Origin of the sequence: Rathayibacter sp. AY1A2 (assembly GCF_002930935.1) — a bacterium.
Classification (GTDB): domain Bacteria; phylum Actinomycetota; class Actinomycetes; order Actinomycetales; family Microbacteriaceae; genus Rathayibacter.
Map to the genome: position 1 here is coordinate 104,436 of NZ_PSTP01000006.1, position 21,492 is coordinate 125,927.

The window sequence follows — 21,492 nt, forward strand, 5'->3', positions numbered from 1 at the left end:
GCCTCGCGGCGTTCCGGCCGGCGTCAGTAGAGCAGGCCGGTGAGCCGGGCCCGAGCCTTGTTGACGCGCGGGTCGGTCTGACCGACGATCTCGAAGAGCTCCAGAAGACGAGCCCGGACGGCGGCCTTCCCCTCGGCGTCGAGGCGCGGGAACATCGAGAGCAGCCGGTCGAAGGCGTCCTCGACGTGGCCGCCCGAGACGTCCAGGTCGGCGACGGCGAGCTGCGCGTCGAGGTTCGACGGCTCGGCTGCGGCGGTCGAGCGGATGTCGTCGAGCGTGCGGCCCTGGAGGCGGGCCAGCAGCCGCACCTGAGCGAGACCGGCGACCGCGAGGTCGTCGCGCGGGTTCTGCGCGATGGCGGTCTCGTACTCGGTGATCGCCGCGGCGTAGTCGCCCCGGTCGATCGCGTCGTAGGCCTCCTGGTGGTGCGGCGGCAGCGGCTCCGGCTCGGGCTCCGCGCCCTCGGCGGGAGCGGCTCCCTCCACCGGCACCGTGCCCGTCACACCGTTCTGAGCGGCGAGCTGGAGGACCTGCTCGAGCAGGTCGCGCAGCTGCTCCTCGGCGATGAGGCCGCTGAACAGGGGCACCGGGCGGCCGCCGATGATCGCGGCGACCGTCGGCACGGACTGCACCTGGAACGCCTGCGCCAGCTGCGGGCTCGACTCCACGTCGACCCCGACGAGCACGAACGCGCCGGCGTACGAGACGACGACCTTCTCGAGCAGCGCAGTCATGCTCTGGCTCTGGTCCGACCAGGAGCCGCGCAGGTCGACGATCACCGGCACGCGCGACGAGAGCTGGACCACCTGGTCGAACTCGGCGTCGCCGGCGGTCAGCAGCAGAGGATTCGCGCCGGGCGCGCCTCCGGGAGCGGCGGGCGCGGCCGGGGCGCCGGCGGAGGCGGCGGGCGGGGTGCGGCGGTTCACCAGCGACGAGAGGTCGACGGCGCCGCGGAGGTTTCCAGGCAGGGGCGGGACGGTGCTCACGGCAGCTGCACCACCGAGACGAGTCCCTGGCTCCATCCGAGCATCACGATCTTCTCCTCCGATCCGACGGGCGGTACGTAGAACAGCAGTTGGTATCCGTAGGTGGTCTCGATGCCGGTCGTCGACTTGTCCGTGCCCAGCAGGGTCTGCGAGGCGCCGGAGGTCGAGACGGTCGAGCCCTCGGCAGTGGGGCGGACGGTCGACGTCTCGGCGATGCTCGCCGCGACGAGGGCCCCCGAGTCGTTCGTCGCGAGCGCGATCGTCGGCGACGTTCCGGCGGCGTTCGAGAACTCGATCGAGGCGGTGTCCGGCAGCGCCTCGCGGTCGGCGTTCTTCTTGTCGACGCCGACCTGCCCCCGAAGGGTGTCGCCGTCGGCCGCGAAGAGCTCGGCGTACTGGCTCGAGTCGCCGTTGGCGAGCACGTCCGCGTACGCGGAGCCGACCGACTGCGGGGCGAGCTTCATCAGGCGCGAGTCGGGCGCCACGATCGACGTGCCGACGGTGACGGGCGCGACGTCGGGGATGCGCGCGTTGGCCTCGAGCGAGATGGCGTAGTCGACCTTGTAGTCGACGCGCGGGCTCGCCTGGCTCATCATCAGCGCGATCGGGGCCTGGGTGGTGTCCGTCGAGTTCTGCACGACGGCGGTGACGAGGCGCGGCCACGACTCCGTGTCCTGCGGGAGCACCAGGCTCACCGGGGAGGCCGGGATCGTCTGCGGCGGGTCGATCGTCCCGCCCTTGGCGACGACGTCGTAGTTCGTGGTGCGCTCGGTGAGCGCCTCGCCCTGGAAGCGCTCGGCCAGGATCCCGGCGTCCCGGGCGGCGTCGGCGCGCGACGCGACATCGGCGACCTCGGCGACGACGGCCTCCGCCTGCTGCGTGGTGACCACGGGGGTCGGCTCGGCCGAGACCGGCTCTGCCCCCGCGGTCGCCGTGGCGGACGCGGTCGGCGCCTCGCTCGCGCCCGCGGCGAGATCCGGCCAGTAGTCGGAGCTGCAGCCGGAGAGGAGGACCGTCGTCCCGAGGACGACGGGCAGCACCAGGGCCGCCCGGCGGCGCGAGGGCGCCGGCGACGCCGTGGAGGCCTGGATCCCGGCACGCGGCCGGGGACGGCGGGCACCGCGGGGGATACGGCCCTGCGGTCCCTTCCGGCGCGGGCCGTGCTGGCGGCGCAGGTGGACGAAGGCCCAGATGTAGAGGACGAGGCCGAGGAGGAGGAACACGGCTCCTCCGAGCAGCAGCGGGCCGGCGAGGGGCGTCGCGGTGTCCACGGGCCAGCTGACGCGCACGGAGTCGGCTGCCGGCGCGGTGCCGTCGCTCGCGATGAGGATGGAGACGTCCTCCGGCACGTCGAGCGCCAGGGTCACGCTGCCGCTCCCCTCGAACTCCTCGAGCCAGAGGTCGGAGCCGCGAGGATCGACGACCGCCGCGTCGGCGGTCTCGACGTCGGAGGAGAGCTGGACGCGCTCGCCCGTCTCCTCCGCGGAGGTGAGGGTGTCGTCGGCGCGCTCGTAGCCGATGGCGTCGTAGCTCGAGCCGCCCACCCAGCCCAGCACGTCGGAGGTCCGGGCGTAGGCGACGACGAGGTCGCCGCTGCCCTCGACCGTGATCGTCTGGCGTCCCGGGTTGGCGCCCAGGGTGCTGCCGTCGATCACCGCGTAGGGAGCGGAGGAGTCGAGCGCGGTCTCGGCGGTGAGGGACTCCGGAGGAGCCCAGACCGTCCGCTGACCGATGCCGAGCACGATCATCGCGGCAGCGATGACGGTGGCGATGATGGCGAAGACGAACCGCACGAAAGAACTCCTCCTGCGTTGCCGGATCGGGGTGACGGCCGGGGCCGGCTCGGGGTACGCAGCCGGACCGGGGCGCGACGGCAACAGACAAAGACAGTCCACGATAGCCGATGCCCTCGCTCCGATGCCCGGGAGAAGCCGAGAGTGCGGCCCGGGCGGCGCGCGGTGCGGGTGTCGCCCCGGCCGCGGCCTCCGCGCTGAATACACTTTCCGAGTGCCGCGAGCCCCACCGCGGTCCTGCTCTGAAGGAGACGACGTGGCGAACGACGAGGCCGAATTCACCCAGGTGTTCCGTGGCTACGACCGGGACGAGGTCGACAAGGCCGTCCAGGGCCTGCGCCGCGAGCTCATCCACTCGAACACCCAGGCGGCCGAGAGCGGCCGCGAGGTGAAGCGCCTGTCCTCCCGGATCGAGGGCCTCGAGAAGGAGCTGCAGCAGGTCGGCACTCCCACCTACGCCGGCCTGGGCGCCAAGCTCGAGCACACCCTGCGCGTGGCCGAGGAGCAGTCCGAGCGGATCATCGCCCAGGCCGAGAACGACGCCTCCGCCCTCCGCCGATCCACCCGCGACGACGGCGACCGCATCCTCCAGGAGGCGCGCGACGAGGCCGAGCGCCTGGTGACCGAGGCGCGCCGCCGTGCGGACCGGACCCGCGACGAGTCCGAGGCGCAGGCCGCGGCGACGCTCGGCAAGGCCGCCGACGACCGCGACGTGATGACGCAGGACGCCGTCCGCGAGGCCGCCGCGATCCGCGGCACCGTGGCGACCGAGGCCGCCGAGACCCGCGCCACCGCGAAGCGCGAGGCCGCCGCGATCCGCTCCGAGGCCGAGCGCGAGGCTGCGGAGATGCGCGCCGTCGCCGCCCGCGAGATCGAGGTCGCCCGCGCCGAGGCCGCCCGCCTCGCCCAGGCCAACGAGCTCCTGCGGGCCGAGGTCGCCTCCGAGGTCGACCGGCTCCGGGCGGCCGTCGAGGCCGAGGTCGCCCAGGCTCGCGCGGCGGTCGAGGCCGAGGTGCTCTCGACCCGCGCCGCGCTCGACGCCGAGGTCGCCGCCGCCCGCGCCGGGGGCGCCCGCGAGATCGCCGACCAGCGCACCCGGCTCACCCAGGAGCGCGCCGAGGCCGTCGCCGTGCTCGACGCCGAGCTGGCGGGCCTGCGTGCCGCGTCCGCCGACGAGGCCGCTGCGCTCTCGCGCGAGGTCGAGCAGGCCCGGATCGACCTGGTGGTCGAGCTCGCCGCGCGCCGCGAGGAGGCCGACCGCGACGACCTGCTCCGCCACCAGGAGGCCGTCGCGCAGACCCAGCGCTACCTCGACGAGTCGAACCTGCAGCTCGCCGACGCCATCCGACGCGCGAACGACAAGCGCCTCGAGGCGGACGCCCTCCGCAGCGACGCCCTCGACGACACGACGCGACTGCGCCGGAAGGCCCAGGACGACTCCGACGCCCTCCTCGACGACGCGCGCGACCAGGCGCAGAAGCTCGTCGCGGACGCGGAGCGCCGCAGCCGCGAGCTGATGGACACCGCCGAGCGGCGCCTCGACGAGATCCGCACCGAGCGCGACGCGATCGCCGGCTACGTGTCCGGACTGCGCGGGCTCATCGGGCACATCGACGGACTCGCGGACGACGGCGACGGCGACGGCTCCGACGGCAGCGGCCCTGACGGCAGCGGCTCCGACGGCGGCTCGTCCGGCCGCTAGGCGGTCGCTGGGCGGGTCGGCTCAGCCGAGCTCGCCCGCCCACTCCGTCGGCAGCGGGGACGAGGCGGGCGCGACCACGCGCACGATCTCGTCGAGGACGCGCCGGGTCTGCGCCTCGCCGACCCAGAGGTGCTTCCCGCCCTCCACAGCGACGAGGTCCAGCTGCGGCACGCTCGCGAAGCGCTCGGCGGCCGCCTCCGGCCGCAGGTAGTCGTCGAACTCCGGGACGAGCGCCACGAGCGGTCGGCCGTCCTCGCCCCAGGCGGCGACCTCCTCCGCGCTCGTGCGGTGCAGCGGCGGCGAGAGCAGGATCGCTCCCTCGACGGGGTGCTCCCTCCCCCACTTCAGCGCGAGCTCGGTGCCGAAGGACCAGCCGACCAGCCAGGGGTGCGGCAGTCCGCGCTCCGCGACGAGCGCCAGGGCTGCGGCGACGTCGGCGCGCTCCTCGGTGCCGTGTCCGAACGCGCCCTCGCTCGTGCCGCGCGGCGACGCAGTGCCGCGGGTGTTGAAGCGGAGGACCGCCAGATCGGCGAGCGCGGGCAGGCGGGCGGCGGCCTTCCGCAGGATGTGCGAATCCATGAAGCCGCCGTGTGTGGGCAGCGGATGCAGGGTGACCAGGGTCGCGACCGGCTCGCGCTCCAGGGGCAGCGCGAGCTCCCCGACAAGGGTCAGCCCGTCGGCTGTGTGCAGCTCGATGTCCTCGCGACGGGCGGGGAGGACGACGCCTCCGCGGATCTCGTGGGTCATCGTGCTCCTCGGATTCTCCAGCAGTGCGTGTGCCAGTGGCGGCGGCCGGCCAGATCGGCCGCGTCGCCGAGCGCGCCGTCGGCCCGCCAGGTGACCAGGTGCGGCTGGCCGATGTCGATGGTGAGCCCGCAGCCCGGGCAGAGGTAGTTCTTCACGGCCCGCGCTGCGGAGACGGGCTGGACGTTCCACTCCCGGCCGGCGTGGGACTCGGTGCGCCGGAAGCCGGCGAGCATCTGCGAGAGGTCGCGCTGCTCGTCGTCGTCGTCACGGCGGCCGCCCCGGGGTCTGTTGCTGCGCGGCATCCCCCCAGTCTAGGAGGCCGCCGCCGTGCCCCTTCCGTCAGTGGGAGCTGTCGTCCATCTCGAGCCGGGTCTCCTCGGCGTCGAGCATCAGCTGCGCCCGCCGCAGCGTCCGCGAGGAGTAGACCCCGCGCCGCCGGGCGTCCAGCAGTGCCTCCCGCTCGGCGAGCAGGACCGCTCGGCGCAGCCGCAGGTACTGCGCGTGCGGGCCGAGGGGCGCATCCTCCGCGCGGCCGACCTGTTCCCACGCCACCTGCGAGCGGGTCAGAGTGTCGCGGCGCACGCGCTCGAGGACGCGCTCGCCCGCCTCGCCGTCGGGCAGCTCCGCCACCGCCTCGGGGAGGGCCTGGATGCCCGTGGCCGCGACCTCGTCGAGCAGCGTCGCGAGCTCGCGGCGGTCGGCCTCGCCGTCGGTGCCCTGGATGCCGGTGAGCCGGATCAGCGCGGGGAGCGTCGCACCCTGCAGGAGCAGCGTCACGACGGCGACGGTGAAGGCGATCAGGATCAGCTGGGAGCGGTAGGGAGTCTCGTCCGGCAGCGACTGGGCCGCGGCGAGCGTGACCACGCCGCGCATCCCGGACCAGGACAGGACGACTCCTCCGCGCCAGCCGAACGCCTCGCTCGTGGTCGCGGCCAGATCGGTCTCGCGCCGGAGGTAGAGCCGCTCCGCTCTCACCTGCCGCCGCCGGAAGCGCTCGTCGCTGGTGGCGCTGTTGCGCAGTCGCATCAGGCCCACCGCCAGCCGCCGGTTGATCCGCTCCGCCCGCCGACCGGAGCTGCGCAGCCACAGGAGCAGCGGCCACACGAAGAGGGCCCGCAGCACGATCAGGATGACCACGGTGGCCAGACCCAGCAGCACCGCGGTGCCCACTCCGAACTCGCCCGGGTTCACGACCCCGGAGACGATCGCCTTGATCTCGGCGCCCATGAGCAGGAAGACGCCGTTCTCGAGCAGGAACTGCGCCGTCCGCCAGTTCACCCGCTCGCTGATCCGCGACTGCGGCGAGAGGAAGCGCGCGCTGTTGTGCCCCGTGTAGATCCCGGTGACCACGACGGCGAGCACCCCGGACGCGCCCAGCTCCTCGGCCGGGATGTAGGCCAGGAACGGCACGGCGAAGGACACGGCGGTGTCGAGCACCGGGTCCCGCAGCTTCGAGCGCACGAAGACGGTGAGCACGCCCATCACCAGTCCGAGGACGATCGCCATCAGGACGGAGTAGACGAAGAGGACCCCCACCTCGCCCACGTCGATCGCGTCGGTCGTGACGGAGGCGCCGACCACGGCCGCCGCAGCCGTCGCGGCGCGCAGCAGCACCAGCGCCGACGCGTCGTTCACGAGGCTCTCGCCCTCGAGCACCGTCACCAGGCGGGGCGGGAGTCCGAGCTTCTTGCCGATCGAGGTCGCGGCCACCGCGTCGGTCGGGCTCACGACGGCGCCCAGAGCGATCGCCGCGGGCAGGCTCAGATCGGGGAACACGAGGTAGAGGAAGCCGCCGACCACGAGGGCGGTCACGACGACCAGGAGGACCGAGAGCCCGAAGATCGAGCGCAGGTTCCGCCGGAAGTCGGTGAGGGGCACCTGGATCGCGGCCGAGTACAGCAGCGGCGGCAGCACGCCCGCGAGGATCAGCTCAGGCTCGACCTCGATGTCCGGGACCCCGGGGAGGTAGGACGCGCCGATCCCGATGACGACCAGGAGCAGCGGTGCGGCGATCCCGAGGCGACTCGAGAACCGCGCGACGGTGACGACCGTGATGATCCCGACGACCCCGAGCAGCGCGTAATCCACGGCACCAGGGTAGCGAGAGCCTCAGCCCGCCGGACGCGGTGCCGAGCGGAGGGGAACGATCAGTACCAGCCGACCGACTCGGAGTGGGCCCAGGCGCCGCAGGGCGAGCCGTAGCGGCCGGAGATGTAGCCGAGGCCCCAGGTGATCTGGGTGCTCGCGTTGGTCGCCCAGTCGGAGCCGGCCGTCGCCATCTTGCTGCCGGGGAGTGCCTGCGGGATGCCGTAGGCGCCGCTGGACTTGTTCTCGGCGTAGACGTTCCAGCCGGACTCGCGGTTCCAGAGGAGGACGAGGCAGTCGTACTCGCTGTCGGCCCAGCCGCGCTGCACGATCATGTCGTACGCGATGGCCTTCGCGGATCCGGGATCCGGAGCGGCGGCGCGCTGGACGGGAGCGGCGGTCTCGGCCTCGGCGGAGCCCGACTCCTCCTCGTCGGCGGTCGCGGAAGCGGTCTGAGTCTCGGTCGGAGTGGGCGTCGGGGTCGGAGTGGGCGTCGGCTTCGCCTCGGCGCCGAACGAGTCGCGCTGGACGGTCCGCTCGACGGCGTCCGCGACGACGAGTCGCTGCGCGGAGTCGCCGTTGAAGCGCGCCGGGGCCTGGTAGTAGGGGGACGCGACCGCGCCGCTGGACGGATCGACGACGTTCACCATGGCGAACGCGATCGACGCCGTGAAGGCCAGCACCGTCACCGGGATCCGAGCCCAGGAGCGCCGCACCGGGGTCTGGTGCGGGACCGCCGGGCGACCGCTGGTGCGGTTCGCGGGCGTGTGGGCGACGGAGGTCTGAGGATGCTGAGCCACGATTACGAAAGCATAACGGACGATGACCTGATCGGCCAGCAGATCCGGCTCCGGTCAGCGGACCGCCAGCATCACGTCGACGACCGTGTCGAGCAGCAGGTCGACCTGCGCCTCGGCGTACCCGCCGCGCTGCGGGGCGAAGGAGACGGTCCGCACGTCGTCCACGGTCAGCACCGATCCGTCGCGGAAGTAGCCGGAGATCCGGTCGGCGAAGGCGTCGACCTGGCGGATGTTGTAGCCCGTCGTGAGAGCGCCGGCCCGGGTGAACCGCTCGCGGGGAGCGCGGGCCAGCCGGTTCACGATCTCCTGGGCCGTCGACCGCGCGTCCGCGAGCCACGCCTCCTCGCCCCGGGCCGCGATCGCGTACTGGCGCTCTCGCAGGGCGAAGGCGTCCTCGAGGCGCTCGAGCGCCGCATCGACGTGGGGCGCGGAGTAGCCGCCCTTGCGCAGGGTGAACGCGGTGTGGCGCAGGTCGGCGGCGCGGAGGTCCGCCGGTCCCCCGGAGAGCTGCGAGTAGGCCTCGCGCGCCGACGCGAGGAAGGAGTCGACCTCGGCCGTGTCGTAGCCGGGACGGGACTCGCGGGCTCGGGGGAAGGGAGCGGTCATCCCGACATCATGCCAAGCCGCGCGCCGGGAGCGGAATCGGCACGCCCCGGTGAGGCGTGCGCTCAGTGGGCGAAGAGGAAGTACAGCACGTAGGCAGCTGCGGCCGACGGCAGGATCGAGTCCAGCCGGTCGAGGACTCCCCCGTGGCCGGGCAGCCAGGAGCTCATGTCCTTGATGCCGATGTCGCGCTTGATCAGCGACTCGGCGAGGTCGCCGAGCGTCGCGGTGAGGAGCACCACGGCCCCGAACACCGCGCCGACCCACCAGGGCTGGCCGAGCATCAGCAGGGCGAGCAGGACGCCGACGACGATCCCCGCGACGGCCGCACCGGCGAACCCCTCCCAGGTCTTCTTCGGGCTGATCCGCGGTGCCATCGGGTGCTTGCCCCAGGTGAGTCCGCTCACGTAGGCGCCGGTGTCGACGACGATCACGAGCACCAGGAACGCGAACGCCCAGAGCTGGCCGCCGGGCTCGGCGACGAGACGGATCGCGAAGGCACCGAGGAAGGTCGTGTAGCCCTGGACGAACGCGCCGAGGCCGATGTCGAGGGCGAGGTCCCTCCGGCTGGAGGCGGTGCGCCGGAAGAGCTGCTCCCCCAGCCGCCAGAGGCCGACGAGGACGGATCCGCCGAGGACCGTGGCCCACGCGGCGCCGAGGCCGCCGTAGTAGGCGGCCGGCACGGCGACGACCGCCACGATCCCGGTCGGGATGCGCGGGATGTCGCGTCCGGCGTGGCGCAGGGCGTTCGAGAGCTCCAGCGCCGCGAGCAGCACCACCACCCCCGCGAGCACCATGAAGAGCTCCTTGACCAGGAGGAGGCTGACGACCATCGCACCGCCGCCGAGGAGTCCGATCGCGGTCGCCGACACGAGGTTCCGGCCCGAGCGCGCGGTCAGGCGGTCGTTCGTCGCCTCGAGCTGGGCGCGGGTCGCCTCGAGCTGGCGCTCGACGTCGGCCCGGCCCTGCTGGGCGCGCGCACGCAGCGCGTCGCGGGTGACCATCCGGGATCCCCGGGCACCCGGGACGTGCGGAGACGGTCTCTTCTCGCCGCCCTCGGGTCCTTCGGGGATCTCGGGCACCGCTACACCTCGAGCAGTTCGGATTCCTTGCGCTTGAGCGCCTCGTCGATCGCGTCGACGTGCTGCTTCGTGAGCGCCTCGAGCTCCTTCTCGCCGCGGGCGAGCTCGTCGTCGCCGATGTCGCCCTTCAGCGCGTCGAGGTCGTCCTTGCCCTTGCGGCGGATGTTGCGCACCGCGATCTTTGCGTCCTCGGCCTTGGTGCGGACGATCTTGACGAACTCCTTGCGGCGCTCGGCGGTGAGCTCCGGCAGGGTCACGCGGATGATCGTGCCGTCGTTGGTCGGGTTCGCGCCGAGGTTCGGCATGTCCCGGATGGCCTGCTCGATGTCGCGCAGCGAGCCCTTGTCGTAGGGCGTCAGGACGAGCGTGCGGGCCTCCTGGTTCTGCATCGAGGCGAGCTGCGACAGCGGCGTCGGGGTGCCGTAGTAGCTCACCAGCACCTTCTGGAACATGCCGGGGTTCGCGCGTCCGGTGCGGACCGTGGAGAAGTCCTCCTTGGCGACCTCGACGGCCTTGCCCATCTTGGTCTTCGCGTCGGCCAGTACATCCGAGATCACAGGGAGCTCCTTAAGAGAGGGAAGTGGTCAGTCTAGTTCGAGACGAGCGTGCCGAGCTCGGCGCCGCGGATGGCCTTCGCGACGTTGCCCGAGGGCTCCATGCCGAAGACCTGCATCGGCATGCCGTTGTCCATGCAGAGGCTGAACGCGGTGGAGTCGACCACCTTGAGGCCCCGCTGGAGCGCCTCCTGGTAGGTCAGCGCGTCGAGCTTCTTCGCGTCGGGGTTCGTCCGCGGGTCGGCGTCGTACACGCCGTCCACGCCGTTCTTGGCGACGAGGACCACGTCGGCGTGCGTCTCGAGCGCGCGCTGCGCGGCGACCGTGTCGGTCGAGAAGTACGGGAGTCCGGCGCCGGCGCCGAAGATGACGACGCGGCCCTTCTCCATGTGCCGGATCGCCCGGCGGGGGATGTAGGGCTCCGCGACCTGCGTCATCGCGATCGCGGACTGCACGCGCGTCTCGGCGCCCGCCTGCTCGAGGAAGTCCTGAAGGGCGAGGGCGTTCATCACCGTGCCCAGCATCCCCATGTAGTCGGCCCGGCCGCGGTCCATGCCGCGCTGCGAGAGCTCGGCTCCGCGGAAGAAGTTGCCGCCGCCGACGACCACCGAGATCTCCACCTCGGTCGCGGCATCGGCGATCTCGCGCGCCAGGGCGCTGATCACGTCCGGGTTCACGCCGAGCGTGCCGGCTCCGAACGCCTCCCCCGACAGCTTCAGAAGCACCCTGCGGCGCTTGCCCGTCGTCATCGCATCCGTCTCCGTCATGGACGTTTCCTCCCGTAGACCCGTACAAACCTATCCCGCGCGGAGCGGACCCCGCGACCACGCCCGGGGCCGCCCCGGGCAGAGCGAAGGGAGCCCGGGTCGACTGAACGACCCGGACTCCCTCCTGCAGTGCTGTTAGGCGCCGACCTTGAAACGGGCGAAGCCCGACACGGTCAGGCCCGCGTCGCTCAGGACCTTGCTGACGGACAGCTTGTTGTCCTTCGCGTAGTCCTGGTCGAGCAGCGCGACCTGCTTGAAGTACGCGTTCACGCGTCCCTCGATGATCTTCGGCAGGGCGGCCTCGGGCTTGCCCTCGCCGCGCGAGATCTCCTCGACGATGCGGCGCTCGTTGTCGACCTCGGACTGCGGCACGTCCTCGCGCGAGAGGTAGGACGGGTTCGCGAACGAGATGTGCTGGGCGACGGAGCGCGCGGTCTCGGCGTCCTCGCCCGCGTAGCCGACGACCACGCCGACCTGCGGGGGCAGGTCCTTGTTCGTCTTGTGGAGGTAGATCGCGAAGTGCTCGCCGGAGACGGAGGCCACGCGGCGCAGCTCCACCTTCTCGCCGAGGATCGCGGCCTCGTCGTTGATGAGGTCGGCGACGGTCTTGCCGTCGGCGGGGGCCGCGAGGGCCTCCTCGACCGTGGTGGAGCCGGCGGCGACGACCGCTGCGAGCACGGCGTCGGCGAGGGCGATGAACTTCGTGCCCTTGGCGACGAAGTCGGTCTCGCACGCGAGCTCGATCATCGTGGCGACGCCGTCCTTCTCGGCGGCGGCGACGAGGCCCTCGCTCGTGGAGCGGTCGGCGCGCTTCGCGTTGCCCTTGGCGCCCTTGAGGCGGAGGATCTCGACCGCCTTGTCCAGGTCGCCGTCGGCCTCGACGAGCGCGTTCTTCGTGTCGACCATGCCGGTACCGAGCTGCTCGCGCAGCGTCTTGACGTCAGCGAGGCTGAAATTTGCCATGTTCTCGGAACTCCTCTTGGTTCGGAAACCCTGTGGCGCCGTCACTCGCGGCGGCGGGCTCACGGAAGGAGCCCAGCACGCCGAGGTGACGGCGGTTCTTACTCGTGGTGAACGTGCACCGACCGAGCGGGGGCCGGACGACCGCGGGTGCGGCGTCCGACCCCCGTCACGGAACGGGGTGTCAGGCGGTGGCGGTCTCGTCGGTCGAGGTCTCGTCGGTCGAGGTCGCGGCGGCGTCGGCCTCGGGGGCCTCCTCCGCGGCGGGGGTCTCGGCCTCGACGACGGCCTCGTCGGCGGTCTCGGCCTCGGCGTCGGCGACCTTCTCGGTCTCCGCGCCGGCCTGCTCGTTCGGCTCCTGCACGTCGGCGGCGGGCGCACCGGTGGAGAGCAGCTCCTGCTCCCACTCGGCCAGCGGCTCGACGGCGGAGACGTTGCCCTCGGCCTCGGGCTTCTGGTGGCGCTGGATGAGGCCCTCGGCCGCGGCGTCGGCGACGATGCGGGTGAGCAGGCTCACCGAGCGGATCGCGTCGTCGTTGCCCGGGATCGGGTACTGGACCTCGTCCGGGTCGCAGTTCGTGTCGAGGATGCCGATGACCGGGATGCCCAGCTTCTTGGCCTCGTCGATCGCGAGGTGCTCCTTCTTGGTGTCGACGACCCAGAGGGCCGACGGCGTCTTCGAGAGGTTGCGGATGCCGCCGAGCGACTTGTGCAGCTTGTCGAGCTCGCGCTTCTTGATGAGGAGCTCCTTCTTGGTGAAGCCGCTCTTCGACGTGTCGTCGAAGTCGAGCTCCTCCAGCTCCTTCATGCGGGCGAGGCGCTTCGAGACCGTCTGGAAGTTGGTCAGGAGGCCGCCGAGCCAGCGCTGGTTCACGTAGGGCTGGCCGACGCGGGTCGCCTGCTCCGAGATCGCGTTCTGCGCCTGCTTCTTGGTGCCGACGAAGAGGATGGTGCCGCCGTGGGCGACCGTCTCCTTGACGAAGTCGTAGGTCTTGTCGATGTAGGCCAGCGACTGCTGGAGGTCGATGATGTAGCTGCCCGAGCGCTCGGTCAGGATGAAGCGCTTCATCTTCGGGTTCCAGCGACGGGTCTGGTGCCCGAAGTGGACGCCGCTGTCGAGCAGCTGGCGCATGGTGACGACTGCCATGAGTCGTTCTCCTTGTCTCGGGGCCCGGGCGCACGACGGCGCCGAACTCCCGTTCGGTTGTCTGCGACGGCCGGTCGGCACGTCGCCCTGGCGCCCGGCGCACTCCCGCCCCGGCCGCATGAGCGGAGAGGGACCGTGGGGAGCGGAGGCCGAATGGGCGCGCGTAGTCACCCCGACGAGCGAGGTGCTCCGTGGAGTCTAGCACCAGGACGGCCGCCTCCCCCGCTGCTGCGGGAGGGCGGCCGTCGGGGCGCGGGAGGCCGGTGCTACTTGCGCGCCGACTTCATCACGGTGCGGATGTGCAGGGTGTCCATCTCCTCCAGAGAGCGGCCCTTGGTCTCGGGCACGAACATGAAGACGAAGACGAACGAGATCGCCGCGAAGGCGGCGTAGAGGCCGTAGGCCAGGGTGAGCGACACGTCCTGCGAGAGGATCGGGAAGGTCACCGTGATGGCGAAGTTCGCGATCCACTGGGCCGAGGCCGCCAGGCCGAGCGCGGCCGCTCGGATCCGGTTCGGGAAGATCTCGCCGAGGAGGACCCATACCAGCGGGCCCCAGGTCGCACCGAAGAAGACGACGAACGCGTTCGCCGAGACGAGGGCGATCGGCCCCCAGGCGCCGGGCAGCGAGACGTCCTCTCCGCTGATCGTCGACTGGCTGAAGGCGATGGCCATCAGTGCGAGCGAGACGGCCATGCCGGCCGATCCGACCAGCAGCAGCGGCTTCCGGCCGACCTTGTCGACCAGGAAGATCGCCACGAAGGTGACGACGACGTTCACGACCGAGGTGAAGACCGAGATCGCGAAGGAGTTGGACTCGTCGAATCCGACCGCGCTCCAGAGCGAGGTGGAGTAGTAGAAGATCACGTTGATGCCCACGAACTGCTGGAACACCGACAGCAGGATGCCGACCCAGACCACCGGGAGCAGGCCGAGGGCGGGGCCACGGAGGCTGGAGCGCTTCGCGTTCTCGGAGTCCTCGTCGATCTTCTTCTGGATGTCCGCGAGCGCCTCGTCGACCTCGTCGCGCGGCGTGACCGTCGCGAGCACCGCGCGGGCGTCCTCGGAGCGGCCGCGGGTCGCGAGGTAGCGGGGCGACTCCGGCAGGGTCAGGGCCAGGAGGCCGTAGATCACGGCCGGCACGGCGCAGGCGATGAACATCCAGCGCCAGGCGGCGACGCCGAACCAGAAGGGCTCGGAGGCGCCGTCCGCGCCGTTCGCGATGAGGGTGTCCGAGAGCAGGGCGGCGAAGATGCCGAGCGTGATCGCCAGCTGCTGCAGCGACGCGAGAGCTCCGCGGATGGCCTTGGGCGCGATCTCCGAGATGTAGGTCGGAGCGATCACGGAGGCGATGCCGATGCCGAGGCCTCCGACCACGCGCCAGAGCACGAGGTCCCAGACCGCGAACGCCGCGCCGGCGCCGATCGAGGAGATGAAGAAGAGCCCGGCGCCGAGCAGCATGACCTTGATGCGGCCCCAGCGGTCGGCGAGGCGGCCCGCGAGGTACGCGCCGAGTGCGCAGCCGAGCAGCGCGGAGGCGACGGCGAAGCCGATCAGCGCGGCCGAGAGCTGGAACTCGCCCTGCACCGCCTCCACGGCACCGTTCACCACCGACGAGTCGAAGCCGAAGAGGAAGCCGCCGACCGCCGCCGCGATCGCGAGGCCGATCACCTTCCTCTTCAGCTTCGCCGCCGAGGGGTTCGGGATGTCCGCTCTCCCGCTGGTCGTGTCAGATCGTCCGCTGGTCATGGTCGTCTCCGATTCTCGCCGCCGGTGGGGGCGGGGTGCCGCTCCCGAGCCGGATCACCGGCACGTTACTCCTCGCCGCGGCACCACCGGGACGGGTTGCGCTCTCCCCCGGCCGATGTCCTCCCTCCACAGCCGGGCCCGTCGCGCTCTCCTCCCCTGATCCGCTCGGCCGACCACCGGTCCCGGACCGGCTCCAGGAGGGTGGCCGCATGCTCCGATCCCGACTCCTGCGCCCGGGCGTGTTCGCCCTCGCCGCTCTGCTCGTCGGGGCGCCTCTCGGCGCCTCGCCCTCCGGCACCTCGTCCCCCGGCCGGTCCGACCCGCGGTGGAATTCACCCGTCCCGGGGTTCTCCGTCGTGGAGCCGTGGGGCGCGCCGGCCCACCGCTACGCCCCCGGGCACCGCGGGATCGACCTCGCGGCAGCGGCCGGGCAGCCCGTGGTCGCCGTCGCGGCGGGCACCGTGTCGTTCTCGGGCAGGGTGGTCGACCGGTCCGTGGTGAGCATCGTGCACGCGGACGGTCTGGTCTCGACGGTCGAGCCGGTCGACGGATCGGTGACGGCGGGGCAGGTCCTCACCGCGGGCCAGCCCGTCGGAGCAGTGGGTGCGGGCGGCCACTGCGACGGGAGGTGCGTGCACCTCGGCGTCCGCGAGGGTGGCGACTACGTCTCGCCGATGCGGTTCTTCGGCGGGATCCCCCGGGCGGTGCTTCTGCCGATGGACGACGTGGCGCAGGGTGTTAAGCGAGTGGCGCGGAAGGGTGCGTCCGGTGACTCGCGCGTCCGGTCAGGCGCGGGGGTGGGCGAGGCGGTAGGCGTCGCGGATCCGCTCGGTCGAGACGTGGGTGTAGATCTGCGTGGTGCCCAGGCTCGCGTGGCCGAGCAGCTCCTGGACGGCGCGGAGGTCGGCTCCGCCGTCGAGCAGATGGGTCGCCGCGGTGTGGCGGAGGGTGTGCGGACCGGACGGTCTGGAGCCCTGCCCGCCGTCGAGGAGCCTCGCCACCACGCCGTAGACCGTGCGCGGGGTGAGGCGCGCGCCCCGCCGTCCCAGCAGCAGGGCCCCGCTCCCGTCGCCGGTGGCGAGAGAGGGTCGGGCGCGCTCCAGGTAGGCGACGAGCGCCTCCTTCGCGGGGACGCCGAACGGGACGACCCGCTGCTTGGCGCCCTTGCCGGTGACGAGCACGGTGAGCCGGCCGAGATCGACGTCGCCCAGGTCGACGGCGACCAGCTCGGAGACGCGGATGCCGGAGGCGTAGAGCAGCTCGACGATCGCGAGGTCCCGCAGCGCCACCGCGTCCTCGGTCGCTCCTCGCGCCGCGACCGTGTCGAGCACCTGTTCCGCCTGCGGGAGCGTGAGGACCCGCGGCAGTGTCCGTCCCGACTTGGGCGTCTTGAGGCGTGCGGCGACGTCGACGGGGAGCCGCTCGGTCCGCTGCGCCCAGGAGGAGAAGGAGCGGACGGCCGCGGTGCGCCGGGCGAGGGTCGCGCGGGCGATCCCCGACTCCGACTCTCGCCAGAGCCAGTCGCGCAGCAGCTCGAGGTCGAGCTCGGCGGTGAGGAGCCGCCCCTTCTCCTCCATGTGGGCGATCAGGCGCGCCAGGTCGGAGCGGTAGCCCTTCGCGGTGGCGGGCGAGAGGGACCGCTCGTCGAGGACGTACCGGAGGAAGTGCTCGACCGAGTCGGCGAGCGTCTCGCCGGTCATGATCCGTCCGGCATCCGCGACCAGAGGTCGATGCGCCCCTGCTCGTCGAGCCCCTCGAGCCGCTCGATCAGGTCGGTGCCGAACCGCGTCGCGATCGGGGCCGGTGCCGTCGGCACGAACGAGGCGGCCACCGTCTCCGGGTGGACGTGGACGAGCGAGAGGCTCTGCGCTCCGTCGACGCCGGCGAGCTCCCGCTCGGGCGCTCCGAGGTCCATCGTGTAGCTGGTGGCGCCGGCGACGAGCACGGGCACGCCCGCGAAGGTCGCAGCCGTGGGGTAGTGCAGGTGGCCGCCGAGGATCGCGCGGACGTCGGTTCCGCGCACCACCTCCTCGAGGCGGTCGATCCCCCGCAGCTCGAGCACGGTCATCGCGCCGAGCGGCGTGGGCAGCGGAGGGTGGTGCAGGGCGAGGATCGTCCCCAGCGGGGCCGGTGCGGCGAGCTCGTCCTTCAGCCAGGCCAGCTGGGCGTCGGTGAGGTCGCCGTGGTGGAAGCCGGGCACCGCGCTGTCGAGCGCGATGAGCCGGAGCCCGCCGAGGTCGACGACCTGGTCCACGGGTCCCGCGCCCGCCGGGTCCTGCTCGAGGAGCACCCGCCGGAAGGCACCGCGCTCGTCGTGGTTGCCCATCACCCAGACGATCGGGCAGCCGAACCGCTCGCCCACGGGGTCGAGCTGCTCGCGCACGCGCCGGTAGGCGTCCTCCTCGCCGCGGTCCGCGACGTCCCCGGTCACCACGATCGCGTCCAGGCGTCCGCCGCGCTCGGCCAGCCGGCCGACCGCCTGCGCGAGGCGGGCGACCGTGTCGACCTTCCCGTAGAGCGGAGCGCCGTCGGCCAGCAGGTGCGTGTCGCTCAGATGCGCGATGACCCTGTCGGCGGCGCGGAAGTGCCCGAGCTGCGGGCGCTCTCCGCCGTGTCCTGCTGCCGTGGCGTCCATGCCGCTCCCCTCGCCGATGCCCCTTCAGCGTAGGGCGGACCGCCGACAGCGCCGCGGCGGCGGGGCCGCTCACCCGGGTGCCCGCTCCCAGTCCCCGTCCTCGGAACGGTCGACGCGTCCGTCTGCGAGGAGCGCACCCAGCGCCGACAGTGCCGAATCGAGCGAATCCCCGGAGAGCCGGGCGACGGTTGCGGCGTCACAGCCTCCTTCGGATTCGACGACGGCCAGGACTCGCGCCTCAGCCGCGGTCAGCGCTCGGCACGATCCGTCGGCGTCGCCGACGGCGAGCAGTTCGAGCACATCCGCCGGCGAGGTGACGCAGGTCGCCGCGTACTCGCGGAGGAGCCGGTGGCAGCCGGCGGAGGAGGCACTGGTGACCGGGCCCGGGACCGCACCGAGGGGGCGGCCCAGGGCAGCCGCGTGGCCGGCGGTGTTGAGGGATCCGGAGCGGGCGCCGGCCTCGACGACGACGGTGCCCACGGTGGAGGCGGCGATGAGGCGGTTGCGCTGCAGGAATCGCCAGCGGGTGGGCGTGGTGCCCGGCGGGACCTCCGTCGCGACGGCGCAGCCGGGGGTGGCGATGATGCGGTGGAGGAGGTCGGCGTGAGCCGTCGGGTAGAGGCGGTCCGCTCCCCCGGCGAGGAAGGCGACCGTCCGGCCTCCGGAGCCGAGGGCGGCGCGGTGGGCGACCGCGTCGATCCCGAAGGCACCGCCCGAGACGACGGAGACGCCTCGCGCCGCGACGCCCGCGGCGAGCTCGGCGGCCACGTGCTCGCCGTAACCGGTCGCAGCGCGGGCGCCGACGAGGGCGAGGCGGTGCGGCGGATCGAAGGCGGCGGGATCACCGCGCAGCCAGAGCAGGAGTGGCGCGTGCGGCCCGAGGTCGTCGAGCGACTCGGGCCACACGGGAGCCCCGGGCAGGAGCAGTCGGGCGCCGAGTCGCTCGGCGATCTCGAGACGTCGGAACAGGAGCCTGCGGTCCAGGCGCGGTCGCCAGCGCGCCAGCCCCGACTGGAGCGCGGCGACCTCGGAGTCGAGGGGCGCGAGCGCCCCGCCTCCTTCGTCGGAGGGAGCGCGATGCGGGGGCGCGAGGATCTCCTCCGCGGACGACGAGGACACGACGTGGGCGAAGGCCTCGGCCGCGCCGACCCTCTCGATGAGGAGGGCGGCGACGGAGTCGCCGGGCTCGGTCAGAGAGTTCCAGCCGCACCGGGCAGCAGCGTCGACGAGTGCGCTCCGAGCGCAGCCGGACTCACCCGAAGGCTCGCCGTCGGCCGCCGAGTCCGGATCGGCTGCGCCGCTCGGCAGCAGTCGGCGAACAGCGTCGAGCTCCGCTCCGTCGAAGAGCGCGTCGGGCCGGATCACGCGGCACCCCCGCGGAGGACGAGCGCGCGCGCGAGGTGGGCTGCTGACGGCCGGTCGGCTGCGTCGAGGTCCGCGAGCGTCCAGGCCAGGCGCAGGACCCGGTCGTAGCCGCGCATGGTCACCAGACCTCGCTCCAGAGCCCGGTCGAGCGTGCGGGACTCGGCACTGGTCGGGCGCACCGCGTCCGAGCGCAGCCAGGCGCCGGAGACCTCCGAGTTGAGCGTCCACGGAGTGGAGGCGAGGCGAGCCGCTGCCAGGGACCGCGCCGCAACGACACGGGCGCGGGCCTGCGCCGTCGACATGCCGGACGTGTCTCGACGTGCGGCCAGCTGAGCCGCGCTGATGCGGCGGACCGTCAGGCGGATGTCGACGCGGTCGAGCAGCGGTCCGCTGAGCCGCGCGAGGTAGCGGCGGCGGACCGAGGGAGCACAGGTGCAGGTCTCTCCGGGGATGCCGAAGCGGCCGCACGGGCACGGGTTCGCCGCGAGGACGAGCTGCACCCGCGCGGGGAACTCGGCGACGGCGTTCGCGCGGTGGATGCGGATCACGCCGGATTCGAGCGGCTGGCGCAACGCATCGAGGGCGACGGACGAGAACTCGGGGGCCTCGTCGAGGAACAGCACTCCCCGGGTGGCGCGGGCGACCGCGCCGGGCCGGATGCGGCCGCTGCCCCCGCCGACGATCGCTGCGGACGAGGCGGAGTGGTGCGGACTCTCGAACGGCGGTCTGCGCACCAGCGCGCCACCGGTCGGCGCTCCGACCAGCGAGCGCATGCAGGTGGCCTCCAGCGCTGCGTCGTCATCGAGGTCGGGGAGGATGCCTGGAAGGCGCGAGGCGAGCATCGTCTTCCCGGCGCCGGGAGGCCCGAGCAGGAACACGTGGTGCCCGCCCGCCGCCGCGACGACCATCGCCTCGGCCGCCTCCTCGTTCCCCACCACGTCGGAGAGGTCGAGGCGGGCCTCCGGCTCGGACACCGTCGCAGACGGCGGCGCGGCCTCGGGGAGCACCGGCACTTCCCACTCGGCTCCGTGCCAGACGGCGGCCGCCGCCAGCGAGGAGACCGCGATCACCTCGACGCCGTCGACCAGCTCCGCCTCGAGGCGGTCCTCGACGGGGACCATCACGCGGCGCCTGCCCTCGCGGGCGGCCGCGAGCACCGCGGGCAGCACGCCTGGGACGGAGCGCAGTCGGCCGTCCAGCCCGAGCTCCCCGATGTGGACGACCGCGGCGACCGACTCCGCATCGACCTCACGGAGCGACGCGAGCGCGGCCAGCCCGATGGCGAGATCGAAGGCGGAGCCGTGCTTGGGCATCGCGGCCGGCGAGAGGTTCACGGTGATCTTGTATTCGGCGATGGTGCTGCCGGAGTTGATCGCCGCCGAGCGCACCCGCTCCTTCGCCTGGGCGAGCGCGGCGTCGGGCAGGCCGATGATCACCATGCCCGGGGTGCCGTCGGCCGAGTGGGCCTCCACCCCGACCACGGCTCCCGCGAAGCCGACGAGACCGACCGCGGAGGTCCTCCCCAGGCCCATCAGGCCACCGCCCGCAGGTGCCGGATCTGCGACGGGACTCCCCCGGGAGCGACGATGCCGACCGCGTCGATCCGCAGATGTCGGGAGCGCTCGTGGTGCTCGTCGGCCCAGGCGTAGGCGAGTCGGCGCAGGCGCTGCGCCTTGGCCCGCGTGATGGCCTCGACCGGCAGTCCGAAGCGCGTCGACGAGCGCGTCTTCACCTCCACCACGACCAGTGCCGACCCGTCGCGGGCCACGATGTCGAGCTCGCCCTCGCGGACCCGCCAGTTGCGGTCGAGGATCTCGAATCCGTTGTCTCTCAGGTGCGCCGCCGCGATCTCCTCGCCGCGCCGCCCCAGTTCGTCCTTGTCCATGCGTCCTCCTGCCGGAAGCGTGCAGGAGTAGAGAGGAGCGTCGGGCGGCCGGGAGGGGATCCGGGGAGAAGAGGGCCGAGGAGGCGGGTGGGGAGGGACGTCGGGCCGGGGTCTTCGGACGCCGCCGGGGGCGGCCATGCGACCAGCAGGAGAAATCCGCGTTGCCTGAAGACGAGACCCGCGGAGCCGCGCATCCGAGAGAGCTCCGGAGCGGGGTGGGGCTGCGGGCACCGGGTCTCGATGCGCCGACGGAGGCGGCTACGCGACCAGCAGGGGGTCCGGAGCCTGCCGCGACAGCGCCCTACTCGTCGAGCGCGAGCTCCTTGGGGAGCTCGAACTCCTTGCGGGAGAGCTCCTCGACGTTGACGTCCTTGAAGGTCAGCACGCGCACCGACTTCACGAAGCGGTCGGAGCGGTAGACGTCCCAGACCCACACGTCGCGCATGGTGAGCTCGAAGTAGAAGTCGTGCTCGGTGTCGCGGCGAACCAGGTCGACCTCGTTCGCCAGGTAGAACCGGCGCTCGGTCTCGACGACGTACGAGAACTGCGAGACGACGTCGCGGTACTCCCGGTACAGTGCCAGCTCGACCTCGCGGTCGTAGTCCTCGAATTCGTCCTCATCCATCGTTGGAC

20 protein-coding genes and 1 pseudogene are annotated in these 21,492 nt (G+C 72.7%); 2 read left to right on the forward strand and 19 right to left on the reverse strand.

Features of this window, described 5'->3' with window-relative positions; all coding sequences use genetic code 11:
• Positions 1-23: 23 nt before the first annotated feature.
• Together C5B93_RS07895 and C5B93_RS07900 are read right to left on the reverse strand one after the other, a co-directional pair.
• Positions 24-986 (reverse strand): tetratricopeptide repeat protein, encoded by a 963-nt coding sequence (locus C5B93_RS07895; RefSeq protein ID WP_104292183.1) that lies wholly within the window; start codon positions 984-986, stop codon positions 24-26.
• Positions 983-2,779, reverse strand: a complete 1,797-nt coding sequence (locus C5B93_RS07900) for a hypothetical protein (protein WP_104292184.1) — start codon at positions 2,777-2,779, stop codon at positions 983-985. Before C5B93_RS07900 ends, C5B93_RS07895 begins: the two co-directional genes overlap by 4 nt.
• A 256-nt stretch (positions 2,780-3,035) precedes the next feature.
• Between C5B93_RS07900 and C5B93_RS07905 the strand changes: the two genes are divergently transcribed.
• Complete coding sequence (locus C5B93_RS07905) at positions 3,036-4,481, forward strand: DivIVA domain-containing protein (protein ID WP_104292185.1); 1,446 nt, start codon at positions 3,036-3,038, stop codon at positions 4,479-4,481.
• Positions 4,482-4,502: 21 nt separating this feature from the next.
• Here C5B93_RS07905 and C5B93_RS07910 read toward each other — a convergent pair whose 3' ends face one another.
• The 11 genes from C5B93_RS07910 to C5B93_RS07960 all read right to left on the reverse strand — a co-directional run bounded on the left by C5B93_RS07910 (position 4,503) and on the right by C5B93_RS07960 (position 14,974).
• Positions 4,503-5,228: an alpha/beta hydrolase gene (locus tag C5B93_RS07910; protein WP_104226862.1), complete on the reverse strand. Its 726-nt coding sequence runs from the start codon at positions 5,226-5,228 to the stop codon at positions 4,503-4,505.
• The gene (locus tag C5B93_RS07915; protein WP_181027199.1) at positions 5,225-5,530 is read right to left on the reverse strand and encodes a hypothetical protein; all 306 of its coding nucleotides are present in this window, start codon (positions 5,528-5,530) and stop codon (positions 5,225-5,227) included. Before C5B93_RS07915 ends, C5B93_RS07910 begins: the two co-directional genes overlap by 4 nt.
• A 37-nt stretch (positions 5,531-5,567) precedes the next feature.
• Positions 5,568-7,316 carry a sodium:proton antiporter gene (locus C5B93_RS07920; protein WP_104292186.1) on the reverse strand — a complete coding sequence of 583 codons (1,749 nt, stop codon included), beginning with the start codon at positions 7,314-7,316 and terminating at the stop codon, positions 5,568-5,570.
• 59 nt (positions 7,317-7,375) lie between these two features.
• Positions 7,376-8,113, reverse strand: coding sequence for a lytic transglycosylase domain-containing protein (locus C5B93_RS07925; RefSeq protein ID WP_258061290.1), 738 nt, complete (start codon positions 8,111-8,113; stop codon positions 7,376-7,378).
• A gap of 54 nt (positions 8,114-8,167) precedes the next feature.
• Positions 8,168-8,719 carry a DivIVA domain-containing protein gene (locus C5B93_RS07930; RefSeq protein ID WP_104226865.1) on the reverse strand — a complete coding sequence of 184 codons (552 nt, stop codon included), beginning with the start codon at positions 8,717-8,719 and terminating at the stop codon, positions 8,168-8,170.
• A gap of 62 nt (positions 8,720-8,781) precedes the next feature.
• Positions 8,782-9,720, reverse strand: coding sequence for a phosphatidate cytidylyltransferase (locus C5B93_RS07935; protein WP_104232500.1), 939 nt, complete (start codon positions 9,718-9,720; stop codon positions 8,782-8,784).
• A gap of 80 nt (positions 9,721-9,800) precedes the next feature.
• On the reverse strand, positions 9,801-10,355 hold the full coding sequence (frr, locus tag C5B93_RS07940) for a ribosome recycling factor (RefSeq protein ID WP_104232499.1): 555 nt from the start codon (positions 10,353-10,355) through the stop codon (positions 9,801-9,803).
• Positions 10,356-10,387: 32 nt separating this feature from the next.
• Positions 10,388-11,101 carry a UMP kinase gene (pyrH, locus tag C5B93_RS07945; protein ID WP_374952923.1) on the reverse strand — a complete coding sequence of 238 codons (714 nt, stop codon included), beginning with the start codon at positions 11,099-11,101 and terminating at the stop codon, positions 10,388-10,390.
• A 153-nt stretch (positions 11,102-11,254) separates the two neighbouring features.
• A complete protein-coding gene (tsf, locus tag C5B93_RS07950) occupies positions 11,255-12,082 on the reverse strand; it encodes a translation elongation factor Ts (RefSeq protein WP_104223895.1) in 828 nt (275 codons plus the stop codon).
• A 181-nt stretch (positions 12,083-12,263) separates the two neighbouring features.
• Positions 12,264-13,226, reverse strand: coding sequence for a 30S ribosomal protein S2 (gene rpsB / locus C5B93_RS07955; protein ID WP_104232498.1), 963 nt, complete (start codon positions 13,224-13,226; stop codon positions 12,264-12,266).
• Between the two features lie 266 nt (positions 13,227-13,492).
• Entirely contained in the window at positions 13,493-14,974 is a 1,482-nt protein-coding gene (locus C5B93_RS07960) for a sugar porter family MFS transporter (RefSeq protein WP_104223897.1), read from the reverse strand.
• A 209-nt stretch (positions 14,975-15,183) separates the two neighbouring features.
• Between C5B93_RS07960 and C5B93_RS17870 the strand changes: the two are divergent.
• Positions 15,184-15,636 (forward strand): annotated as a pseudogene (locus tag C5B93_RS17870) (murein hydrolase activator EnvC family protein); the annotation flags it as partial.
• A 123-nt stretch (positions 15,637-15,759) separates the two neighbouring features.
• On the opposite strand, the gene C5B93_RS07970 reads toward C5B93_RS17870, so the two are convergent.
• The 6 genes from C5B93_RS07970 to C5B93_RS07995 all read right to left on the reverse strand — a co-directional run bounded on the left by C5B93_RS07970 (position 15,760) and on the right by C5B93_RS07995 (position 21,484).
• Entirely contained in the window at positions 15,760-16,674 is a 915-nt protein-coding gene (locus C5B93_RS07970; RefSeq protein ID WP_104292187.1) for a tyrosine recombinase XerC, read from the reverse strand.
• On the reverse strand, positions 16,671-17,609 hold the full coding sequence (locus C5B93_RS07975; protein WP_104223899.1) for a phosphodiesterase: 939 nt from the start codon (positions 17,607-17,609) through the stop codon (positions 16,671-16,673). Before C5B93_RS07975 ends, C5B93_RS07970 begins: the two co-directional genes overlap by 4 nt.
• Positions 17,610-17,678: 69 nt before the next feature.
• Positions 17,679-18,974 (reverse strand): DNA-processing protein DprA, encoded by a 1,296-nt coding sequence (dprA, locus tag C5B93_RS07980; RefSeq protein ID WP_258068171.1) that lies wholly within the window; start codon positions 18,972-18,974, stop codon positions 17,679-17,681.
• Entirely contained in the window at positions 18,971-20,506 is a 1,536-nt protein-coding gene (locus C5B93_RS07985; protein WP_104292188.1) for a YifB family Mg chelatase-like AAA ATPase, read from the reverse strand. Before C5B93_RS07985 ends, dprA begins: the two co-directional genes overlap by 4 nt.
• Entirely contained in the window at positions 20,506-20,859 is a 354-nt protein-coding gene (locus C5B93_RS07990) for a YraN family protein (protein ID WP_104223901.1), read from the reverse strand. The genes C5B93_RS07985 and C5B93_RS07990 overlap by 1 nt, the downstream gene beginning before the upstream one ends.
• Before the next feature lie 301 nt (positions 20,860-21,160).
• Entirely contained in the window at positions 21,161-21,484 is a 324-nt protein-coding gene (locus C5B93_RS07995; protein ID WP_055792576.1) for a DUF2469 domain-containing protein, read from the reverse strand.
• Positions 21,485-21,492: the final 8 nt, after the last annotated feature.